19 protein-coding genes are annotated in these 23,709 nt (G+C 40.8%); 16 read left to right on the top strand and 3 right to left on the bottom strand.

The genetic code is table 11. The annotated features are described in order from the left end of the window. The first annotated feature begins 12 nt into the window (after nt 1–12). From C9414_RS11980 to mutL, 12 genes are all read left to right on the top strand, one after another. Entirely contained in the window at nt 13–1,194 is a 1,182-nt protein-coding gene (locus tag C9414_RS11980; RefSeq protein ID WP_107163705.1) for a serine hydrolase domain-containing protein, read from the top strand. Between the two features lie 227 nt (nt 1,195–1,421). Continuing rightward, the gene (gene rny / locus C9414_RS11985) at nt 1,422–2,984 is read left to right on the top strand and encodes a ribonuclease Y (protein ID WP_003211958.1); all 1,563 of its coding nucleotides are present in this window, start codon (nt 1,422–1,424) and stop codon (nt 2,982–2,984) included. Between the two features lie 90 nt (nt 2,985–3,074). Further along, nucleotides 3,075–3,869 (top strand): TIGR00282 family metallophosphoesterase, encoded by a 795-nt coding sequence (locus C9414_RS11990; RefSeq protein ID WP_047202212.1) that lies wholly within the window; start codon nt 3,075–3,077, stop codon nt 3,867–3,869. Nucleotides 3,870–4,071: 202 nt separating this feature from the next. Next, the gene (spoVS, locus tag C9414_RS11995) at nt 4,072–4,332 is read left to right on the top strand and encodes a stage V sporulation protein SpoVS (RefSeq protein WP_003211281.1); all 261 of its coding nucleotides are present in this window, start codon (nt 4,072–4,074) and stop codon (nt 4,330–4,332) included. Nucleotides 4,333–4,534: 202 nt separating this feature from the next. Then, nucleotides 4,535–7,579, top strand: coding sequence for an efflux RND transporter permease subunit (locus C9414_RS12000; protein WP_107163706.1), 3,045 nt, complete (start codon nt 4,535–4,537; stop codon nt 7,577–7,579). Nucleotides 7,580–7,753: 174 nt separating this feature from the next. Next, complete coding sequence (gene tdh, locus C9414_RS12005; RefSeq protein ID WP_047202214.1) at nt 7,754–8,818, top strand: L-threonine 3-dehydrogenase; 1,065 nt, start codon at nt 7,754–7,756, stop codon at nt 8,816–8,818. Beyond that, a complete protein-coding gene (locus C9414_RS12010; protein WP_107163707.1) occupies nt 8,815–9,996 on the top strand; it encodes a glycine C-acetyltransferase in 1,182 nt (393 codons plus the stop codon). The genes tdh and C9414_RS12010 overlap by 4 nt, the downstream gene beginning before the upstream one ends. 149 nt (nt 9,997–10,145) lie before the next feature. Further along, nucleotides 10,146–11,672, top strand: coding sequence for a tRNA (N6-isopentenyl adenosine(37)-C2)-methylthiotransferase MiaB (gene miaB / locus C9414_RS12015; protein ID WP_034281907.1), 1,527 nt, complete (start codon nt 10,146–10,148; stop codon nt 11,670–11,672). A 1-nt stretch (nt 11,673) separates the two neighbouring features. Beyond that, nucleotides 11,674–12,108, top strand: coding sequence for a regulatory iron-sulfur-containing complex subunit RicA (gene ricA / locus C9414_RS12020; protein ID WP_047202216.1), 435 nt, complete (start codon nt 11,674–11,676; stop codon nt 12,106–12,108). A 244-nt stretch (nt 12,109–12,352) separates the two neighbouring features. Beyond that, complete coding sequence (cotE, locus tag C9414_RS12025; RefSeq protein WP_039178732.1) at nt 12,353–12,898, top strand: outer spore coat protein CotE; 546 nt, start codon at nt 12,353–12,355, stop codon at nt 12,896–12,898. Nucleotides 12,899–13,022: 124 nt separating this feature from the next. Further along, nucleotides 13,023–15,599 (top strand): DNA mismatch repair protein MutS, encoded by a 2,577-nt coding sequence (gene mutS / locus C9414_RS12030; protein ID WP_107163708.1) that lies wholly within the window; start codon nt 13,023–13,025, stop codon nt 15,597–15,599. A gap of 21 nt (nt 15,600–15,620) precedes the next feature. Beyond that, nucleotides 15,621–17,522 (top strand): DNA mismatch repair endonuclease MutL, encoded by a 1,902-nt coding sequence (gene mutL, locus C9414_RS12035; RefSeq protein WP_047202218.1) that lies wholly within the window; start codon nt 15,621–15,623, stop codon nt 17,520–17,522. Nucleotides 17,523–17,754: 232 nt separating this feature from the next. On the opposite strand, the gene bslA is transcribed toward mutL, so the two are convergent. Together bslA and C9414_RS12045 are read right to left on the bottom strand one after the other, a co-directional pair. After that, nucleotides 17,755–18,282, bottom strand: coding sequence for a biofilm surface layer hydrophobin BslA (gene bslA, locus C9414_RS12040; RefSeq protein ID WP_107163709.1), 528 nt, complete (start codon nt 18,280–18,282; stop codon nt 17,755–17,757). Between the two features lie 123 nt (nt 18,283–18,405). Continuing rightward, nucleotides 18,406–18,810 carry a hypothetical protein gene (locus C9414_RS12045; protein WP_107163710.1) on the bottom strand — a complete coding sequence of 135 codons (405 nt, stop codon included), beginning with the start codon at nt 18,808–18,810 and terminating at the stop codon, nt 18,406–18,408. Between the two features lie 68 nt (nt 18,811–18,878). Here C9414_RS12045 and C9414_RS20240 point away from each other — a divergent pair, with 68 nt between their 5' ends. The 4 genes from C9414_RS20240 (at nt 18,879) to C9414_RS12065 (ending at nt 22,225) form a co-directional block, all read left to right on the top strand. Further along, the gene (locus C9414_RS20240) at nt 18,879–19,136 is read left to right on the top strand and encodes a hypothetical protein (protein WP_047203897.1); all 258 of its coding nucleotides are present in this window, start codon (nt 18,879–18,881) and stop codon (nt 19,134–19,136) included. A 244-nt stretch (nt 19,137–19,380) separates the two neighbouring features. Further along, complete coding sequence (locus C9414_RS12055) at nt 19,381–19,854, top strand: CarD family transcriptional regulator (protein ID WP_047203898.1); 474 nt, start codon at nt 19,381–19,383, stop codon at nt 19,852–19,854. A 309-nt stretch (nt 19,855–20,163) separates the two neighbouring features. Beyond that, nucleotides 20,164–20,913, top strand: a complete 750-nt coding sequence (locus tag C9414_RS12060) for a poly-gamma-glutamate hydrolase family protein (RefSeq protein ID WP_047203899.1) — start codon at nt 20,164–20,166, stop codon at nt 20,911–20,913. A 163-nt stretch (nt 20,914–21,076) separates the two neighbouring features. Then, complete coding sequence (locus tag C9414_RS12065) at nt 21,077–22,225, top strand: Rap family tetratricopeptide repeat protein (RefSeq protein ID WP_107163711.1); 1,149 nt, start codon at nt 21,077–21,079, stop codon at nt 22,223–22,225. 90 nt (nt 22,226–22,315) lie between these two features. Here the strand turns inward: C9414_RS12065 and C9414_RS12070 are convergent, their stop codons facing one another. Continuing rightward, a complete protein-coding gene (locus tag C9414_RS12070) occupies nt 22,316–23,641 on the bottom strand; it encodes a S8 family peptidase (protein ID WP_064498491.1) in 1,326 nt (441 codons plus the stop codon). Between the last annotated feature and the right edge of the window lie 68 nt (nt 23,642–23,709).

A 23,709-nucleotide genomic window follows, 5' to 3' on the forward strand; every position in this document is an offset into this window, starting at 1 on the left:
GAGGAAAAACTAATGACAAGCCCGACCCGCAGAAGAAATGCAAAACGTAGCCGGAAACAACCAAGTCAGAAGGGAAAAATTGTGCTTGTTTTTTTAGTAGCGATGATTTGCTTAACGATGTGGAATGTGCTTCATCGAAATAGTGAAGAGAAGAACCCGTTTCAAAAAACTGCAATAGCTTTAGAAAACAGTCAGAAAAAAGAAGTCAAAAGGAAAACCGCCAAAAAATCAGAGGAACAAATCAAAACTGTGGACCGAAATCACAAAATCAGCAGCTATTTAAAGGAGATTGGTTTCAGCGGAACCTCCATGATTGTTAGAAATGGAGAAATCGTAACAAATAAAGGTTTTGGTTATGCAGACCGTAAACGAAAAATTCGAAATAATCCATCAACATCTTTTTATGTCGGTTCGTCACAAAAAGCGCTGATTGCAACCGCCATTTTACAGCTTGAGGAAAAGGGGAAACTTCAGACAAGTGATCCGGTAAGCACGTATTTACCTCATTTCCCTAACGGACATACAATTACTTTGAAAAATCTGCTTACACATACATCGGGAATAAACGGACATATTGAAGGAAACGGAGCAATTACTCCGGACGAATTAATAAAAGACATAGAACGTCAGGGAATTAATCGTCAGCCGGGCGTATGGAGCTACAAGGATTCCAACTATTCTGTTCTTGCTTATATTGTTGCTGAAGTAAGCGGTGAGTCCTATGAACAATATATAAAGAATCATATTTTTAAACCGGCGGGAATGACGCATGCAGGCTTTTACAAAACATATAAAAAAGAACCTTATCCTGCTGTCGGGTATAAGCTGAAAGGCAGCAAAGCGGTTACACCGTATATGCCCGATCTATCTCAGCTGTACGGTGCTGGAGATATTTATATGAGTGCTATAGATATGTACAAATTTGACCAAGCCCTGATTGACGGCAAACTGTATTCGCAGAAGAGCCATAAAAAGATGTTTACGCCAGGAAGCAGCTCCACATACGGAATGGGATTTTATGTTGCTCCCGGTAGCTATTCAAGCCATGGTGTCATGCCGGGCTTCAACATTTTGAACAGCTTTAGCAAATCTGGTCAAACCATCGTTGTTTTGTTCTCCAATATACAAAATAACACTAAACTGGGCCAAGTGAACAATAAAGTATATCAGCTGCTGAATCAAGAAAAATTCTGATCTGCTTTTGCAAACGCTAAGATAGCTAGCTTGACAAGTATTTCCGACACAATTACAATGGGAATGTATCACTTGTTTTTCTTAACATGATTGATAACTAATTTAAACTTGACAAGGGCAGTGAGGATCTCATTCCCTGTGAAGGCCCTGTATGTTGAGACACAAAACAATGTACATGCCGACACTTTATTTGTAAAACCAAGTTCATAGCAAGAGGAGGTGAAAATATGTCGCCTACGATGTTTACGATCATCTCCATTTTGCTGAGCCTAATCTGTTTAGTTGTTGGCTACTTTGTTCGTAAAACCATTGCAGAAGCAAAAATATCCGGCGCAAGAAACATGGCCGAACAAATTGTTGAGGATGCAAAGCGTGATGCGGAAGCATTGAAGAAAGAAGCGCTCTTGGAAGCGAAAGATGAAATTCATTCGTTTCGTGTAGAGGCGGAGCAAGAAGTTCGTGAAAGACGAAATGAGCTTCAAAGACAAGAAAACCGTTTACTTCAAAAAGAAGAAAATCTTGATCGCAAAGACGAATCTTTAGATAAACGGGAGTCCCTGTTGGAGAAGAGAGATCATTCTCTGAATGAACGACAACAACATATTGAAGAGATGGAAAGCAAAGTGGATGATATGATTCGTTTGCAGAAAGCCGAGTTGGAACGCATTTCAAGCCTAACTCGAGATGAAGCGAAACAAATCATTCTGGATCAAGTTGAAAATGAGCTTTCCCACGACATTGCAGTCATGACGAAAGAATCTGAAAACCGAGCGAAAGAAGAGGCTGACAAAAAGGCGAAAAACATTCTTTCACTTGCGTTACAGCGTTGTGCAGCTGATCATGTAGCTGAAACAACGGTATCTGTAGTCAATCTTCCAAATGATGAGATGAAAGGTCGTATTATCGGACGTGAAGGACGAAATATCCGTACGTTAGAAACGTTAACTGGTATTGACTTGATCATAGATGATACACCTGAAGCTGTTATCCTATCGGGCTTTGATCCGATTAGACGTGAAACAGCGAGGATAGCTCTGGACAAGCTAGTCCAGGATGGCCGCATTCATCCTGCACGAATTGAAGAAATGGTGGAAAAATCACGCCGTGAAGTCGATGATTATATCCGCGAGATGGGTGAGCAAACGACATTCGAAGTCGGAGTTCACGGTCTGCATCCGGATCTGATCAAAATTCTCGGCCGCTTGAAATTCCGTACAAGTTATGGACAAAATGTCCTGAAGCATTCAATTGAGGTTGCACATCTTGCAGGTCTCATGGCTTCAGAGCTTGGAGAAGATGCAAAGCTTGCAAAACGAGCAGGTCTTCTGCATGACATTGGAAAAGCCATTGATCATGAAGTAGAAGGAAGCCACGTAGAAATTGGCGTTGAGCTTGCGACGAAATATAAAGAGCATCCTGTTGTCATCAACAGTATTGCCTCTCACCACGGTGACCAAGAACCGACATCTATTATCGCTGTTCTTGTTGCGGCAGCTGATGCATTATCTGCAGCACGCCCTGGTGCAAGAAGTGAGACGCTTGAAAATTACATTCGGAGACTTGAGAAATTAGAAGATATCTCTGAATCTTATGAAGGTGTTGAAAAATCGTTTGCGATACAGGCTGGACGTGAAGTACGTATAATGGTGAAGCCAGATTCAATTAATGATCTTGAAGCTCACCGTCTAGCAAGGGATATTCGTAAGCGAATTGAGGACGAGCTCGATTACCCTGGTCACATTAAAGTGACAGTCATTCGAGAAACTCGCGCAGTAGAGTATGCAAAATAGAGCGGTGCGCTTAGCGCCGCTTTATTTTTTTGTGTAAATATGCAACACTGATAAGAAGATCAATTTATAAGAGAAAGGGTTCAAAAGCGCATGAAAATATTATTTGTTGGAGATATCGTCGGTTCACCTGGCAGAGATACACTGAAAGAATACTTGCCAAAGCTGAAGAAAAAATATCAGCCGCACTTTACCATTGTCAACGGAGAAAATGCTGCTCATGGGAAAGGTCTGACTGAAAAAATCTATCATGAGCTCCTGCAAGCAGGAGCTGATGTGCTCACAATGGGCAACCATACTTGGGATAAAAGAGACATTTTCGATTTCATCGATGACGCAGCCCATATGGTCCGTCCTGCTAACTTCCCAGAAGGCACACCTGGAAAAGGTCTCACGTTTATTAAAAAACAAGGAAAAGAATTGGCTGTCATTAACCTGCAAGGACGTACGTTTTTACCGCCAATTGACTGCCCATTTCAAAAAGTAGATGAATTAATTGCGGAAGCATCCAAACGGACACCGTTTATTTTTATTGATTTTCATGGTGAAGCCACAAGTGAAAAGCAAGCAATGGGCTGGTATACAGACGGCCGTGCATCATGTGTCGTTGGAACGCATACACATGTTCAAACAGCAGATAACCGCGTATTGCCAAAAGGAACTGCGTATATTTCAGATGTTGGGATGACAGGACCTTATGATGGCATTTTAGGTGTTGACCGAGAAACGATTATTAAACGATTCAAAACAAGTCTCCCAGTCCGGTTTGAAATTGCAGAAGGCCGCACAACGTTGAGTGCAGTAATAGTAGAAATTGACGAACAGTCGAAAAAAGCTGTCAAAATTGATCGAATTTTGATAAATGATGACCATATTTTCTTTGAATAAATGTTCACATATTTATTTCAGAAAAATATTAATCAGAAAGAAGGAATATGCGCCCTCTATCGTGAATATAGTAAAAATGGTAGGTAGCCTGCTATTTTTGAAAAACATTTTGGGGATGGGTTTTCAAAAAAATAGCATCATCTAACAAAGATTGTTCTAATGAACACTCACTTATCCATTGTAAATTTAAGGGGGAGCAGAAATGGAAATTTTAAAAGTTTCAGCAAAGTCAAATCCGAATTCAGTAGCAGGAGCATTAGCGGGCGTTTTACGTGAACGCGGTGCAGCAGAAATACAAGCAATCGGCGCTGGAGCACTGAATCAGGCGGTTAAGGCTGTCGCCATTGCAAGGGGATTTGTTGCGCCAAGCGGAGTGGATTTGATATGCATTCCAGCCTTTACTGACATTCTGATCGATGGAGAAGAAAGAACCGCCATCAAATTGATTGTTGAGCCACGATAATTCTAATTTTATTATTTTCAACCTGCTTACATCATGTAAGCAGGTTGTTTTTGTTTACCGCTATACATTTCTTATATAACATATTCAGTTCGTGAAATAGATAAAAATGACATATTAGAGCTTGCATTTTTTCACCATGATGATAAATTAAGGTTAAGTTGAATTTACTTCATCAAAAATAAATATTTAAGTAGGTGAAATAATGTTCGAAGCTTTTTTGAAAAGAGGAAAGCTTGTTTTTATTTTATTTTTTATCGTTCTCATTGCTGGCGGCTATTTATTCGCGCAGCTTCCTAAACGAGAACTTCCAGAATTCGAGGCGAATCTCGTCACGATTTCTACCGTTTTTCCTGGTGCAGATGCAAAACAGGTGGAAAGAGACGTCACCAATAAGCTGGAATCAGCTTTATCTGATATCAATGGTGTAGAGAAAACGAGCTCGGTTTCTGCCATTGGTTTCTCAAATGTTGTGCTTGAAATTGAGGATCAAGCCGACTTTCAAAAGGTGGCAAGTCAAATTAAGAATGAAACGACAAGTGCTGCGTCATCTTTTCCTGACGGAGTGATGGAGCCGGATGTAAAGGATGAGTTCGGCAGCGTACCCGTTGGTTCTTATATGATTGTGTCGAGTCAATCATCGGACTTAGCAAAAAGTCAGAAATCGCTGCGTGCATTAAAGGAAAAAGTAGAGGACATCAAAGGGGTAGAAAATGTCGTTATCAAAGGCTTCAATGACAAACAAGCGATATTAAACTTAGATTCAAACAAGCTGGAGGGTGAAGGGTTCAATGTAACTGATGTCACAAATGCCATCAATCAGGAATTTGATACATCTCCACTAGGCGATATTCGGGCAGGTAAAGAGAAGGTCAAGCTGTCCATCGATACATATGACCGCTTAGATCAAGTCAAAAAAATTGAGCTTTTCTCAAAAACAAAACGAGAGCCGGTCAAAATTAGTCAGCTTGGCAGCTTAAAAGAAGTAGAAAAAGAGAAAAGTGATATTGTGTCCTATAACGGAAAGCCCTCCTATTCATTTACAGTGAATATTAAACCAGGGCTTGATATTCCTAAAATGTATGACAAAGTCAATGATGTCATTGAGAAAGAAAAGCAGCTGCCAAATGGGGTGGAGTGGGTAGACTACTATTCACAAAAAAGTGAAGTGGATGCCATTTTCAATGATTTAATAAAAGAAGCCATTGTTGCAGTCATCGCGGTCATTATCGTTACTACACTTGGACTCACGATTGGCGGGGCGTTTATCGTTTCACTCGCCATTCCGCTATCCATTACAATTGGAACCATTCCGCTGCCATTTTTACAAGTGGATCTCAATCAAATTTCGATCATCGGCTTTATCATTGCCTTAGGGATACTTGTCGATGATGCGATTGTCGTCAATGATAATATTTTAAGACAAATGAAAAAATACGAAAGTCCGCTTAAAGGAACAATTGCTGGCGTAAAAGAAGTCGCAGGGTCCATTTTGACATCAACACTTGCTGTTGTATTTGCTTTCCTGCCGCTTCTTTTCTTATCAGGTGCAAACGGTTCATTTATTCGGGCACTACCGTCTGTTCTAGTAACGACTGTGCTTGCGTCCATGGTGATTTCACTGACACTTGTGCCGGTCTATCAATATACTATGAACAGGAAAAGAAAGAACAAGAAGAGTGAAAAAGAGCCGGGCTTTCTAGGAAAACCATTAAAAAAGCTGGCGGATTTCTATGCAGACCGTGTGCTGAAAAACATTGTGAAGCGGCCGCTCGTTATTGGACTAAGTGGCTTGCTTGTTGCAACGCTTGCTTTTTTACTTATTTTCGTCACACCATTTGAATTTTTCCCTGCGGCAAATAAGAAAGAAGTGGTCGTCACTGTCACGCTTCCAAGTGAAACAACATTAGACAAAACAAATGAAACACTAAAGAAAATAGAACAAGAAATTAAGCAGCAAAAAGGCATTGAAGAAACGTCGATTTTTGCAGGCGGCGGGGTGCCGAATCTGTTTAATGAAAGTATTTCAAATGCAAATGACCACACTGGTCAGATTGTTGTAAGAGTAGACAATGATCAGATGACAAGTAAGGCATTGATAGATCGTATGACCGAGCCTTTGCGAGAGAAATTCAAAGAGGCTGATCTCTTTATGAAAACCATTGTTCAAGGACCGCCAACTGGAGCGCCAGTGACAGTAACAGTTGCAGGTGACTCTTTTACAAAGCTCATTGATGTCAAAGAAACGCTGACAAATGAAATGAAAGACAAAGGAGCAAGCTTGATTACAGATGATGTCAATAAGCCGGCGAAAACGATTTCCTTTGAATTAAACCGTGAGCGAATGGCAGAGGATGGGCTCAGTGCTCAATTTGTCAGCAGACAGCTTGGGCTTGTGACAGAAGGGATTCCATTAGGTACCTTTAAACAAGGAACAAATGATATCGATTTGGTGGTGAAACAGGATACAGGTACACATCAAAATGGTTTAAAGCTAAAAGAATTGAAAGTGCCTGTGAAGACAAACGAGGGTGGTATGCCTCAACTTGAGCCGCTTAGCCGATATGTAACAGAAAAAGAAACAGAGCAGTATGAAAGCATTCCACATGAAAATGGAGTTCCAACCATTACGCTAAAGGCGTATCCCGGCGCATCAGATTCGTTTAAAGACGATATGAAAGAAGTCGTTAATCAAGTGGGGAAAAGCGCGGCAGCGAAGGATTTGACCATTTCACAAGGTGGAGAAAATGAAAATCAGACCCAGTTCTTTATTGAAATTAGTCTCTTATTTGCGGTTGTCCTGCTGCTCATTTACGTGACCATCGCATTCCAGTTCAATTCATTGATGCTTCCACTGTTAGTTCTAGGAACGGTTTACTTAGCCGTATCAGGAGCCATTATCGGACTGTTTGTCACACAAACGCCATTCAGCTTTATGGCAACAATGGGAATTGTCTCATTGGCTGGTATTGTCGTTCGAAATGCGGTCGTCTTATTCGAATTTATTGAACAGCGGCGCAAGCAAGGATTTGATCAACAGACAGCTGTCATTGAAGCGGGAAGAGCAAGGATTAGACCGATACTTTTAACAGCATTTACGGCACTAGTTGCATTAATGCCTGTTGCATTAAGTCATGATCCACTCTTTAAGCCGCTGGCCATCTGCATTGTATCAGGTGTCTTTTTCTCAACGATTCTGACATTATTTATTGTGCCAGCCCTATATGTTGCCGTTTCAAAGAAACGCTGACGATGAAAGCAAATCTCCTATCAACCGGAGATTTGCTTTTTTTTTAGAAAAATATCTAAAAAAATATGTGGGGTGTTCATTTGTCTTTATCTAGTAGACAGTGGTGTTTACGACTAAAATAAGTCGTGTTAAAATCTGATTGGGAGAAGTTTTTTAACAAAGGGGTTGTACGTCATGTGTGGAACGATGAAAGCAATTGTTAAAAAAGAAAGCGCTTACGGAGCGGTGCTGATGGAGATGCCGATTCCAGAAATCAAAGATCATGAAGTCTTGATCCAAGTGAAAGCCACTTCGATATGCGGAACAGACGTGCATATTTATAATTGGGATGACTGGGCTAAGGGACGAGTCAAAGCGCCCTACATTTTTGGACATGAATTTACAGGGGAAGTTGTCAAAGTGGGGAAGCAGGTCTCACGAGCAAAAGTAGGGGATTTTGTATCGGCTGAGACGCATGTTGTATGTAATCAATGTTATATGTGCTTAACAGGGCAGCAGCATTTGTGCAGTGAAACGAAAATTTTAGGGGTAGACATTGATGGCTGTTTTGCTGAATATGTCAAAATACCTGAACAAAATGTGTGGCATAATCCGGCTCAAATGCCAGTTGAACTTGCCTCTATACAAGAGCCGCTAGGAAATGCTGTCCATACAGTACTGCACACACCTGTTTCAGGTAAATCTGTGGCGATTTTTGGCTGCGGACCAATCGGTTTAATGGCAATCGCTGTCGCAAAAGCTTCTGGAGCTGTTCAAGTGTTCGCCGTTGATAAAAATGAATACAGGCTCGATCTTGCCCGAAAAATGGGTGCAGATCATATTGTGGATATTGGAAAAGATGATCCAGTCGCGATGATTAAGCAGCTCACCCGGATGGAAGGGGCAGACGTAATGTGTGAGATGTCAGGTCATCCAGCTGCCATTAATCAAGCACTCGAAGCTTGTGCAAATGGAGGAAAGGTCAATATACTAAGCTTGCCAGAACGGCCAGTGACAATTGATATTACGAACCAAATTGTTTTTAGGGGATTAACCGTGCAAGGGATCACGGGGAGAAAAATGTTTGAGACGTGGCGTCAAGTATCTGAGCTGTTAAGAACGAATACCATTGATGTAAAGCCAGTTGTCACTCACACACTGCCATTTGAAGAGTTCGAAAAGGGTTTTGAACTCATGAAGAATGGTACGTGCGGAAAAGTCGTACTGATGATGCCATCATATCAAAGGGGGAAGAAATGATGAAGGAATTCACGTATTTACAAGATGAATTGGAAACAATGAAGCAGCAGGGCACCCACCAAACCTTGAAAGAGATCGACTCAAAACAATCATCCACTGTTACATTAAATGAACAATCTGTTATACAACTCTCCTCAAATAACTACTTAGGCCTCACCTCGCACCCAAGGCTGATGAAAGCAGCAAAAGAGGCGATTGATGAATTCGGAGCGGGTACAGGATCCGTTCGAACCATCGCCGGCACAATGACAATGCATGAACGTCTTGAAAAAAAGCTTGCTGCATTTAAAAAGACAGAGGCAGCCCTTGTGTTCCAATCAGGCTTTACGACCAACCAAGGGGTTTTATCGAGTATCCTGACAAAAGATGATATTGTCATTTCGGATGAACTGAATCATGCCTCAATTATTGATGGAATCCGATTAACCAAAGCAGATAAAAAGGTATACAGTCATTCCAATATGGAAGAGCTGGAGAAGATTTTGAAAAAATCAATGAATTATCGCGTCCGTCTCATCGTAACAGACGGTGTTTTCTCAATGGATGGTGATATCGCGCCACTTCCTGAAATCGTCAGGCTAGCAGAAGCATATGATGCATTTGTCATGGTAGACGATGCGCATGCCTCTGGCGTGCTTGGCGAGAATGGCCGCGGGACAGTCAACCATTTTAAACTCGACGGCAGAGTGCACATTCAGGTCGGGACACTTAGTAAGGCTGTCGGAGTGCTCGGTGGTTACGTAGCTGGTTCAGCGGTTTTAATTGATTATTTAAAACATAAAGCAAGACCGTTTTTATTCAGCACCTCACATCCGCCAGCTGTGACTAGAGCGTGTGAAGAAGCGATTGAAGTGCTGTTAGATGAACCGGAGCGAATCGATACACTTTGGGAGAACGCCGCTTATTTTAAAGAAAAGGTCATCAGCCTTGGATTTGAAGTCGCCCCAACAGAGACACCGATTATCCCAATCATGATTGGAGACGAAGCACTTACTTTTCGTTTCTCAAAAGCTTTAATAGAACGAGGTGTGTTTGCTCAAGGCATCGCCTTCCCAACAGTAGCAAAAGGCAAGGCAAGAATTAGAGCCATCATCACAGCCGAGCACACAAAAGAAGAACTAGACCGGGCACTGACAATCATTGAAGAAGAAGCAAAAAAACTAAACATACTTGATTGAGAGAGCGCAGGCTCTCTTTTTCTTTTTATGAAAAATGGTTATGACTAATAGACAATTTTCATAGAAGAACCGTATATGATTTATTTTCAATTCATCACAAAATAGTCTATACTGTAGGGTGGAACTTGGTTTGAAAGGAGTACAAATTCATGAATGAAGAGCAGAGAAAAGCGAGCGGACAAGTAAGTTCATCGGACAAAAAATCCGAGAAGGACTACAGCAAATATTTTGAAGCTGTGTACATTCCGCCTTCCTTAAAAGATGCAAAAAAACGGGGTAAAGAAGAAGTCGAATACAATCAATTTCAAATTGACGAGCAGTTTCAAGGGTTAGGGAACGGCCGCAAGTTTTATATTCGCACATACGGCTGTCAAATGAATGAGCATGACACAGAAGTGATGGCTGGTATTTTTATGGCGCTAGGCTATGAACCAACAAACTCAACTGAAGATGCGAATGTCATCTTATTAAACACTTGTGCGATTCGTGAGAATGCGGAAAACAAAGTGTTTGGAGAGCTTGGTCATTTAAAAGCATTAAAGCGTGAAAAGCCAGATTTAATTTTAGGTGTCTGCGGATGTATGTCCCAAGAAGAATCTGTCGTGAGCCGTATTTTGAAGAAACATCCATTTGTTGACTTAATCTTCGGCACGCACAACATTCACCGCCTGCCAGAGCTGTTATCTGAATGCTACCTTTCAAAAGAAATGGTCATTGAGGTTTGGTCAAAAGAAGGCGATGTGATTGAGAACCTTCCGAGAGCCCGTCAAGGTAAAATCAAGGGCTGGGTGAATATTATGTACGGCTGTGATAAATTCTGTACATACTGTATCGTGCCTTATACGCGCGGCAAGGAAAGAAGCCGCCGCCCAGATGAAATTATTCAAGAGGTTAGACGTTTAGCAGCAGAAGGATATAAGGAAATTACCCTTCTTGGTCAAAACGTGAATGCATATGGAAAAGATTTTGAAGATATGGAATATGGTCTTGGCCACCTGATGGATGAGCTGCGAAAAATTGATATTCCACGTATCCGTTTTACAACAAGTCACCCGCGTGATTTTGATGATCACTTAATTGAAGTGCTAGCCAAGGGCGGAAACCTTCTCGATCATATTCACCTGCCAGTTCAATCCGGAAGTTCTTCTGTGCTGAAGCTTATGGCGAGAAAATATGACCGTGAGCGTTACCTTGATCTTGTGCGCAAAATCAAAGAAGCTATGCCGAATGCTTCATTAACAACGGACATTATTGTTGGGTTCCCAAATGAAACAGATGAGCAGTTTGAAGAAACACTTTCGCTTTATCGCGAGGTTGAGTTTGATGCCGCTTATACGTTCATTTATTCTCCAAGAGAAGGAACGCCGGCAGCGAAAATGAAAGACAACGTGCCAATGCGTGTGAAAAAAGAACGTCTGCAACGCCTAAATGCACTTGTGAATGAAATTTCTGCGAAAAAAATGAAGGAATATGAAGGACAGATTGTCGAAGTATTAGTAGAGGGTGAAAGTAAAAACAACCCTGAGATCCTAGCCGGATATACAAGTAAAAGCAAGCTTGTGAATTTTAAAGCACCAAAAGAAGCGATTGGCAACATCGTCAAAGTGAAAATCACACAAGCCAAAACTTGGTCTCTTGACGGAGAAATGGTTGGAGAAGCTATCGAGGTGAATTAAAATGACACTTTATTCAAAGAAAGAGATTGTCGAGCGCGCAAGAGAGCTCGCTAAAATGATTTCTGAAACGGAAGAAGTTGATTTCTTCAAAAAAGCAGAAGCGCAAATCAATGAAAATACAAAAATTTCAACGATCATTAATCAAATTAAGGCGCTTCAAAAACAAGCTGTAAATTTAAAGCATTACGGCAAACATGAAGCATTAAAACAAGTCGAAGAAAAAATCGATGCCCTGCAGGAAGAACTGGATGACATCCCAGTCATTCAAGAATTCAAAGAGTCACAAACAGAAGTCAATTCCCTGCTTCAGCTTGTAGCGCACACAATTTCGAATCAAGTAACAGATGAAATCATTCTTTCAACCGGCGGTGACCTCTTATTAGGAGAAACCGGTTCAAAAGTAAAAAACTCATCACCAAGTTGCTCCATTAAATGAGAAAACCCCGCAGATGCGGGGTTTTTTGTTTTCCTATTGAAATGCACTACCCATTCTCTTCATGCTTCATCAACTCCAAATCTCTCACTCTCCAACTTTTCCGATTTTCAAGGCAAGTTTATGGGCGACCATGCATACACTGAAACAGAAATGAATTTAATTGAACATGAAGTTCAAAATCGTGACACACTAGACGAATGCCCAGCATAAGATAAAACGATCAAGAACAAGGAGGCATGCCGGAATGTCTGAATACAGAGAAATTATTACAAAAGCGGTGGTTGCAAAAGGGAGGAAATTCACCCAAAGCACACACACCATTTCTCCATCGCAAAAACCAACCAGCATCCTAGGTGGTTGGATCATTAATCATAAGTATGATGCTGAAAAGGTCGGTAAAACGGTTGAGATCGAAGGAACATTTGATATTAACGTATGGTACTCTTACGCTGACAACACGAAAACAGAAGTCGTCACAGAGCGTGTGAAGTATGTAGACATCATTAAACTGAGATATAAAGATAAAAATTTTCTTGATGATGAGCACGAAGTGATTGCGAAAGTTTTGCAGCAGCCCAATTGCTTAGAAGTGACCATTTCTCCAAATGGCAATAAAATTATCGTTCAGGCAGAGCGAGAGTTCATTGCTGAGGTAGTCGGTGAAACAAAAATTGTTGTAGAGGTCAATTCAGACTGGAAAGAAAAAGATGATCACGAGTGGGAAGAAGAAGTGGATGAGGAGTTAGAGGATATTCATCCAGAGTTCCTAGCAGGTGATCCAGAAGAGTAAGGAATGACTAGGGCGCATATCCCCCTAGTTTTTTTGTGCCTGTTCTAGGAGAAAAAAGGTGATTTTTTATGCTATAATTGAAGATGGTATGAATTCGAAAGTAATATAGTGAGGGATTAGAAATATGGCAAGTTATACGCCCATGATACAGCAATATTTAAAGATCAAGGCAGATTATCAAGATGCCTTTTTATTTTTTCGCTTAGGCGATTTTTATGAGATGTTTTTTGATGATGCGAAAGAAGCGGCGCAAGAACTAGAAATTACGCTAACAAGCAGAGACGGCGGCACAATTCCAATGTGCGGCGTTCCATATCATTCTGCTTCTGCATACATAGAACAGTTGATTTCAAAAGGCTACAAGGTCGCCATTTGTGAGCAGGTGGAAGACCCTAAAACGGCAAAAGGTGTAGTCAAAAGGGAAGTTGTTCAACTGATTACACCAGGTACCGTTATGGATGGTAAAGGTTTAAGTGAAAACGAGAACAACTTCATTGCGTCTGTTACCAGCTTTCAAAATGGATACGGTCTTGCGCTGTCAGATTTATCAACAGGTGAAAACATGGCGGCTTTCATCGATCGATTAGATGAAGTCGTATCAGAAATTTATTCTGTTGGTGCAAAAGAAATTGTGGTGTCAAAGCAGCTGGATGAGGAAACAATCAAAACCCTTAAAGAACGCTGCCAAGCAACTATTTCATATGAAGATAGTGATGAACTATTAGAGGAAGCTGAACAGCTCGTTTCCCATCTTGACGACAAGTTAAAAACGGCATTTTTAACACTATATGCCTACTTAAGAAGAACGCAAAAAAGAAGCTTGGATCACCTTCAGCAAGTTCAAGTGTTTGAGCTTGAACAAACGATGAAAATTGATCTTTACTCAAAACGAAACCTTGAATTAACAGAAACGATTCGTTCAAAAAGCAAAAAAGGCTCTTTATTATGGCTGTTAGATGAAACAAAAACAGCGATGGGCGGCAGACTGCTCAAGCAATGGATCGACCGGCCGCTCATTCGTCTTTCGCAAATTAACGAGCGCCAGGAAATGGTGCAAATTCTGATGGATCATTTCTTTGAGCGCGAGGATCTGCGCGAACGATTAAAGCAAGTATATGATCTTGAGCGTCTAGCGGGCCGCGTGGCATTTGGCAACGTGAATGCCCGTGATCTCATCCAGCTCAAGGAATCCTTAAAACAAGTACCGGATATTAAACAACTCGTTCATTCATTACCAGAAGAAATGGCAAAATCAAGAGCGAATGAGATTGATCCTTGTGGCGACTTGCTGGAATTATTAGAAGATGCACTTTATGAAAATCCGCCGATGACGATAAAAGAAGGCAATTTGATTAAAGATGGCTACAATGCAAAATTAGATGAATACCGTGATGCCAGCCGAAACGGAAAGGACTGGATTGCACGTCTCGAACAGCAGGAAAGAGAATATACCGGCATTCGCTCATTAAAAGTCGGGTTTAATAAAGTGTTTGGTTATTATATCGAAGTGACACGTGCAAATACACATCTGCTTGAGGAAGGGCGTTATGAAAGAAAACAAACGCTTGCCAATGCAGAGCGGTATATCACACCTGAATTAAAAGAAAAAGAAGCACTGATTCTTGAAGCAGAATCAAATATTAACGAATTGGAATATGAACTATTTACAGCTCTCAGGGAGCAAGTAAAAGGCTATATTCCTAGATTACAGCTGCTCGCAAAACAAATGAGTGAGCTGGATGCGCTTCAATGCTTTGCGACTGTTAGTGAAAAGCGCCGTTATATCCGTCCGGAATTCTCAGAGGATGACGTGGATGTCAAAGATGGCCGTCACCCTGTCGTTGAAAAAGTGCTGGATCACCAGGAATATGTACCGAATGACTGCCATATGGGAAAAGGCAGACAAACCTTACTCATCACTGGACCGAATATGTCAGGGAAAAGTACGTATATGAGACAAATGGCTCTCATCTCGATTCTTGCGCAGATTGGCTGCTTTGTGCCTGCGTCAAAGGCGACGATACCAATCTTCGATCAAATCTTTACCCGTATTGGTGCAGCAGATGATTTGATTTCTGGTCAAAGTACTTTTATGGTAGAGATGCTCGAAGCAAAAAATGCGATGGTGCACGCAACGAAAAACAGCTTGATTTTATTCGATGAAATTGGACGTGGGACAAGCACCTATGATGGAATGGCGCTTGCGCAGGCGATCATTGAATTTGTTCATGATCATATTGGGGCCAAAACCCTATTCTCTACACATTACCATGAGCTGACGGTTCTTGAATCTCAATTAAGCGAGCTGAAAAATGTTCATGTGCGAGCTGAAGAGCATGAAGGCACAGTCGTTTTCTTACATCAAATCAAAGAAGGTGCAGCTGATAAAAGCTATGGTATTCATGTAGCGCAGCTAGCTGAATTGCCTGATGCCATCATCAATAGAGCCCAGACCATTTTAACGGAGCTTGAGAGCGGATCACATGACGTGACCCCGAACGTATCTCCAGCACCAAAAGTAGAAAAGACTGAAGAAAAACAGCAGCTATCTTTCTTTGAAGTAGAAGAAAAACCGCAGCCAAAAGCTGCTCTAAAACAGAAAGATCAAGCGGTCATCGATGAATTAAAATCATACAACCTAATGGATATGACGCCGCTTGAAGCTATGACAAAGCTGTATGAATTGCAAAAGAAATTATAATGTAAGGTGAGGTGAGCAGAAATGGCAAAGATTATTCAGTTATCCGATGACCTATCCAATAAAATTGCTGCAGGTGAAGTGGTCGAGCGCCCAGCTTCTGTTGTAAAGGAGCTTGTGGAAAATGCGATCGATGCAAAAAGTACAGTGATTGAAATCGATGTAGAAGAAGCAGGTCTTTCTTCTATAAGGATTATTGATAATGGTGTTGGAATCGATGCTGAAGATTGTAAGCTCGCCTTCCAGCGTCATGCAACGAGCAAAATCAAAGACGAAAATGATCTGTTCCGTGTCAGAACCCTTGGATTCAGGGGAGAGGCACTGCCAAGTATTGCATCTGTCTCTCATTTAGAAATGAAAACAAGTACTGGCGAAGGAGCTGGGACACACCTAGCTTTGCAAGGCGGGAAGATTATTTCAGAGAAAAAAACCTCTGGCCGCCGCGGCACTGAGATTGTGGTCACCAACTTATTTTACAATACGCCAGCTCGCCTGAAATATATGAAAACCGTTCATACGGAGCTTGGTAATATATCGGATGTGGTCAACCGAATTGCGCTAGCTCATCCCGAAGTATCGATCCGTTTGCGTCATCAAGGGAAAGTTCTCCTCCAAACGAATGGAAACGGAGATGTGCGTCATGTACTTGCGGCCATTTACGGGACAGCCGTGGCGAAAAAAATGCTGCCGCTCCACGTACAATCACTTGATTTTGAAGTGAAAGGGTATATTTCCTTACCAGAAGTGACGAGGGCATCACGGAATTATATGTCTTCTGTTGTAAACGGCCGATATGTCAAACATTTTCCGCTCGTGAAAGCGATCCATGAAGGATATCACACACTGCTTCCGATTGGTCGTCATCCAATTACATTTATTGAGATGAAGATGGATCCAATTTTAGTAGATGTGAACGTTCATCCTTCGAAGCTTGAAGTGAGACTAAGTAAAGAACAGGAACTTCATGAGCTGATTAAACAAGGAATTAAGGAAGTATTTCAAAAGCAGCAGCTCATTCCAAGTGCCTCAGTACCAAAAAAAGCACCAATACCAGCTGTGAAAAATGAGCAACAATCCTTAACCTTTGATGCGAAACAAGGAAACCAAAGCCAACCAGAAACACCGCTAACCTATCAGCCGGATCCGCACGAGTCGGTCATATACGAGACAAGTTATACCGATGCATATGGGATGCCTAAACAAGAGAAGACAGAAGCATCATCACCAGTATCTTATGAAGAAGTATCATCTGAGCGTATTCATTTAGAGGAATCCGCCGCTTCATTTGAAGATGAAGAGACGGTACTATATGAAGATGTGACAGAGACGATGCCTGAAAACGAACGCGTCCCTGTGATGTATCCAATTGGGCAAATGCACGGCACATATATTTTAGCTCAAAATGAACGAGGACTTTATATCATTGACCAGCATGCAGCTCAAGAGCGAATCAAGTATGAGTATTATCGTGAGAAGGTGGGAGAGATCGAACAGGAAGTGCAAGAAATGCTCGTCCCCTTAACATTTCACTACTCTAAAAACGATATGCTGATCATTGAAGAGCATAAGGATATTCTAGCGAAAGTGGGTGTCTTCTTAGAGCCCTTTGGTTCAGGAAGCTACATCGTTCGTTCGCATCCACAGTGGTTTCCGAAAGGTGAAGAGGCTGAACTGATCGAAGAGATTATAGAGCAAGTGCTTGATGAAAAGCGTGTTGATATCAAGAAACTGAGAGAAGAAGCGGCGATTATGATGAGCTGCAAAGGCTCAATCAAAGCAAATCGTCATTTGCGTCATGATGAAATCAAAGCCTTATTAGATGAACTCCGGACAACGAAGGATCCATTCACCTGTCCGCACGGCCGGCCGATCATTATTCATCACTCCACTTATGAAATGGAGAAAATGTTTAAACGGGTGATGTGATATAAAAAAAGCGCTCTTAACAGAGCGCTCAGCGTGTAGACAAACCCTCGCATTCGTTGTCAGTCCTGCGCTTCGGTGCTCACGAATGTCAAATTCGCTCCGCTCCGATGCTCGTCCTTCCTAGACTGCAAAGGTTTTCTATCACGCTGAAAAAAAGACAAAGGGCTAAAATTAAGATCATTTTAGCCCTTTGTCAACAATCTGAAGCGCTCTTAACAGAGCGCTTTTTTCTTTAGCATCCGCAAGGATCTGGCGGTGTGACCACAACTGGTCGTGTATTAATATCAATCGTATCTTCTGCATAAAATTTGGAACCAATGCTGATTGCTCGATTTTCTGCGCGGAACGTATATGTACCTGCAGCAGGAAGTACTTTATGTGAAAGCTTTAATGTATATTTGGAAATTCCAAGTAAATCCAGTCTGAGCGGAATACGAACGGTTTGTCCGTTGTTCAAAATGTAGCTGTCTTTTAATGCTTTACCGTTCATAATGTCTTTAGTTGTTGCTTGAAAACCCTTTGGCAGAGTGAACTCAACCGCACCAAGACTTAGAACTGAATTTGGGCTGTACGTCAGCTCAATGTCAGAATAAGACCATTCCTGCTTACTAGCTCCTGTAATTTTAGCGTAAAGAGCAGCTGGCTTTACATTTGTTGATGCTTTGCTTTCGGCTCCTTCAGCAGATGCAGAAAGTGGTACTGACAGCGCCATAACCAATGTGAGCATCCCCATCATAAGAATCGTCCATGTTTTTTTCATTTTTTCCTTCCCCCTTGTTGAATATAGGTAAATAATAGATGATTACACCCATTATTTACCTATAATGTTACCATATTACCATATGGTATTAAATGGTATATTATACCCTTATTTTGTCATTCTTTAGTAATAGCGGGGGAATAGCGCATTTGGTTGATTCATTCCGTAAAAATGGCCAGGCATTTGCTGGCTTGTTGGCATCATCATATGCATATCTTGATAACCGTATGGATGGTGCGGCATCATCCCATATCCACCATAATGGCCTAGATGATGGTGATCCTTCATTGGAACATGCTTTGAAAAGTAATCATGCTGATTGGGAAACGTTGAATAGGGTGAATGATGATGTGGATGGTGCGCATTATACATATCTTTTTTGCCGCTATGATAATGGTTTGGCATATTCATATGATCATGCATGTTTGGCGCAATCATATGCTCATGATTGGCTGTATACACATTTTCAAATGTGTGATAGGGATTTTCTTGGTGATAATGATTCATTTGGCTGTTCATATCGTTCATGTATATCTCATCCTTTATGTCAGGTTGCCATATCCTATGAGACAGATTTGCTTCATGAGCCTATCCATATGAAAGAAAAAAACCGGCTTTTCAGCCGGGAAAAAGAAAAGCAGGTAAAGCGTCAAGCCTTAAATTTCGTAGCGATGTCTTCTTCTACGACGCTTTTTACATCTGCTGCAGACACTTTTAGGAAAATAACAGGGATCGTAGCTTCGAGAGGTATCCCAAAAATCGCTCTCAAACCATTTATCTTTTTTATGACAAAACTTTTTTTCTTTACATGGATCCTCGTGGTGATGATCGTCATGCTTTTTATGACAGTTTGAGTGGGAATGTTTGCACTTGCATTTGCACATTGTCATCCCTCCTAAATGTGACTCAATGCTAGTATATGCAAGAAAGAGTCATGAGGACTGGATGCTCTCACTTCTTTTATAAAAAAGGCTTTTTCTAAAAAAACTCAAATAAAAAGAATTGACTAGTGCTAAAATAACATGATAAAATATAAATTTTTATCCTCTGATGAAATGTGTTATAATGATATTGTGAATACTTTCGGAGGTGGCGGATTTGTTTCAAATAGGTGATAAAATTGTTTATCCAATGCATGGAGCCGGTGTGATTGAAGGAATGGAAGAAAAAGAGATTTTAGGTAAGACGCAGGAATATTTTCTGATTCAAATGCCGAATATGCAGATGATGGTCCCAAAAGGCAGAATCAATCAACTAGGTATACGTCCGGTAGCAGATCAAGCAACGCTGAAAGTTGTGATGAACAATTTTGCAGAAGAAACAAACGACGACACGCTTACTTGGAAGCAAAGATATGATGAAAATCTGAAAAAGCTAAAAACAGGTGCGATCGAAGATGGTGCAGACGTTGTTAAAGATCTGATGAGACGAAATCAGAAGAAAGCATTAAATTCAAGTGAAAAGAAGATGCTTGAAGATGCAAGAGGCATGTTAGTGAGTGAGATTTCACTTGCGCAGGGACTGTCGCAAGATGAAGTGATGACAGTTTTAGAGAATGAATTAAGAATGTAATGATGATATACAGAGACTAGCTGTAAACAGAAGAGGAGACTCCTTTGTTTACAGCTTTTTTGTTTTGAAAAAAAGAGTAATATTGGCATTTTTGTAGGTGGTTTTAACTAATATTGAAATGAGGTCATACGATTTAGTTTTTACGCGGACAACAAAAATTCAAAGACCTCTGATATACCTAGATGACATTAAAAACAGGTAAGTTTTCCTGATTCATTTAAATGAGCCGGACAACCTTTGAATTTTTTAAGCCATTGATAGTAAAATATTGCGGTAAGATGACACCTAAGAGAAAAAAGGAGCGGTGAAATGAAAAGGTTACTAATAAGTGGATTCATCTTTCTTATTCTGTGTACTCTTTTAATGGTGAAATGCAGCCATTCTGTTCAAGAAAAAAAAGAGCAAAAGAAGCATTATCAAGAGGTAGAAAAGTATCAAAAAGAGCGAAAACAAGGTGATCAATACGAAAGCTTTAAACAGCTCATACGACATGAAAAAGAAGGGTACGAGATAGAATTTCACGAAAAGGGCGGAAGTGATTTACTCGTATTTTCTCCTCATGGAGGAGAGATTGAACCAGGAACAAGTGAAATTGTAGAAGCCTTTCAAGAAAGCTACTCTACGTATTTGTTCGAAGGTACAAAGCAAGACAATAACCGGGACCTGCATATCACGAGTACTAATTTTGATGAACCCGTTTTGGTTCAAATGATTAAAACGTATCCTTTTTCAATTTCCATCCACGGCTATAAAAGTGATAAAAGACACACGCTCGTTGGCGGCACAAATGAAAAAATGCAAAGAGCGGTTGTGCGAGAACTAAAAGATCGAGGATTTTCCGCAGAAATGGTACAAAAAGGCGAACGGCTTTCTGGTACAGATCCTAAAAATATAAATAATCAAAATGCAAGTGGTGAAAGTGTTCAACTAGAAATTAGTACAGCGCAAAGAGAAGCTTTTTTTGACAATTTTGATACGAGAAAAGGAAAGAAAAAAGCATTCAGACGTTATATCAATGCGTTAAAAGAAGTACTAAGAGAATTCGACCCGTCTTCGTAAAAAAAGTTTTGATGGGCAAAAGTACTCTATTTAAACTTGGTAAAAAAGATAGGAATATGCGATTTGAACATAAAATATGTAATAACTTACAATTTGCCTTAAAAACATAAATTATGTAAAATAATAGTTATCAGTTTGATATGATAGAATGGGGCTGAAGTGGATGGCACACAAAATACCATCTTCCGAAGTAGGTGTAAAGATCAATCAATGGTACACGCATATTTGCAAATTTGAAGTTGAACAGGCAAACGGCATGAAGCGCCTTGTTGAAGAAGAAATTCATGATATGGAAGAGGATCAAGATTTACTCCTATATTATTCCCTAATGGATTTTCGCCATCAAATGATGCTTCAGCACTTAGCGCCCGTCCATGCGGGGAATGAAACGCTTCAAGCAGTGTCCTTTCCTAAAGAAATTGACGATGCAGAAGATGAGATGACAGGCTTACTAGGCTATTATTTTCATTTTTTTCATGGAATGTATGCGTTTATCCAGCGCCGGTATATCGAGGCCATTTCATATTACAAGCATGCGGAACATCAACTGATTTTAGTGACAGATGAGATTGAAAAAGCAGAATTCTACTATAAAATCGCAGAAGTATACTATCATATGAAACAAACTTATTTCTCCATGCACTATGCTAAAAAGGCGAGAGACATCTATAAGAAACATCAGCTTTATGGAAAAAGAAGCATTCAATGTGATTTTGTCATGGCAGGTAATTGGATTGATGTCAATCAGTATCAAAAAGCGCTTCCTTATTTAGAAAAAGCGTTAAAAGTCTGTGAAGCGATGGAACAAAAAGAATGCACATCTTACTTTAAAGCAATGGCTCTTAATAACCTAGGCACTTGTCATTATAGTATGGGAACGTACCATACAGCGACTGTCTTTTTTGAACAAGCCATTTCACTTTATCAGAAAGATCAAGCATCCACGATGATCAAATCGTTGTTTTCACTTGCCCTTACTTGTTTTAAACTCGGAGATATTCAGCGGGCGGGCGAGGCCATATCTACAGGAATGAAAGAGGCTTGTGTATTGGAAGATGAAATTTATCAGTTAAAATTTCAATTTTTACAGGCGCTCTATATAGAGAAAGACGGTTGTGAGCAATTGAGGTCGGCCCTTTTTGGTCTGAGAAATAAAAAAATGTTTGCTGATTTAGAGGAATTAGCACTTGATGCGGCTAATTATTATAAGGAACGCGACATGTACAAGGAATCCTCCACTTTTTTTGAGATTGTGATCGAAGCGCGTACGCACATTCAAAAAGGAGATGAGATGTATGAGAACGAAGCATAACATGTCAGCTGCTCAAGTAGATGAAAGACTTCACACTTAAAAATGAGACAAACAACACCCTTTACGCATAAACGTAAAGGGCTTTTTTCTTTATTCTTTGATTGCTTTTTCTGCGTCAATTGCACCTGCTCCATAAATCATCGGATCATCTCCAGACCACTTGCTTGTATTTTCTTTTAACAGGGTTTTGACTTCATCTGGCGTTAAATCTGGTGAATGCTCTAATAGTAGAGCGCAAATACCAGCACAAATTGGTGTTGCCATCGATGTGCCAGATAACGTTGTATAATCATCGTCTACTCTGCTTGATTTGTCGAGTTTATCCAGAAAGGATCTTGGTGATCTGAGAGAAACGATGTTTACTCCTGGTGCGAGGATATCAGGCTTTGCTTCCCCGTAAACAGTAGGCCCTCTGCTTGAAAACGGTGCTACGATATCGTCACTTGATTCAGGTGTATTCCTGTCATCATAGGCTCCGACCGTAATGACTTTTTGGCTGACAGCAGGGCTTGCAATCGTCTGGCTGTTAGGACCAGAGTTACCGGCAGCGACGCATACAACAATCCCTTGATCCCAAGCCGCATTGACAGCACGCACCATTGGATCGTCCTGTTCGTCATCATAACGCTGCGCAGCTCCGCCTAGCGACATGCTGATAATATGAATCGGATCATCAGGGTGGTCTTGGTTGAACTGCATGCACCATTCAACACCTTCTATAATAGTAGAAAGTGATCCAGCCCCTTGTTTATTTAACACTTTCACACCAATCAGATTCGCTTTTGGGGCAGGTCCTTTGTATAGGCCGTCTGAAGCGGATCCATCTCCCGCGACATCTCCCGCGCAGTGTGTACCGTGGCCATTATCATCATAAGGCTTTGTTTTTTGTTTGACTAAATCCACAAAATCACGAATTCTTCCATCTAAATCTTCATGCGGATAAATTCCCGTGTCAATGACAGCGACCGTAATGCCTTCACCGGTTAAAGTTGTCCCGTTTCGGATGACTTCTTCAGCATGACTTGCTTGTGTGGCTACGTCCAGCAGCGCATGTACTTTCCGGTCTAAATAAATTTTACGAATATGCTCACCGTTTGCTAATAGCTCCTCTAAAGCAGCAGGCGTTAAATCAGCAGCGCAGCAGTCGATATGTGAAAAATGTCGTTTTATATTTGTTTTTCTGCTTTTTTTCATTAATTGTTTCGTGCTTTGAATTCCTGCCTCGGCTGCACCTTCCTTAAATTCAATGATCACACGAAGCTTCTTTTTCTTCTTCAGTCTGCCTTCGAAAAAACGATGAAGAAAGCATGGCGTCCATTTAAAAGGTTTATAAAGGTGAAGAACGGTCTCTCTTAAAGGCTGATCTAGTTTACTAGCATGTGTTCTGACCATTTGCACCATAGAAAATCCAAACATGTGATGCCCTCCATTCCAGCTATCCATTCTCGTACACTCTTACGTTATGTGATTGAGAACTGCTTGGT

Source organism: Bacillus sp. Nf3 (assembly GCF_003028545.1).
GTDB classification, from domain to species: domain Bacteria; phylum Bacillota; class Bacilli; order Bacillales; family Bacillaceae; genus Bacillus; species Bacillus safensis.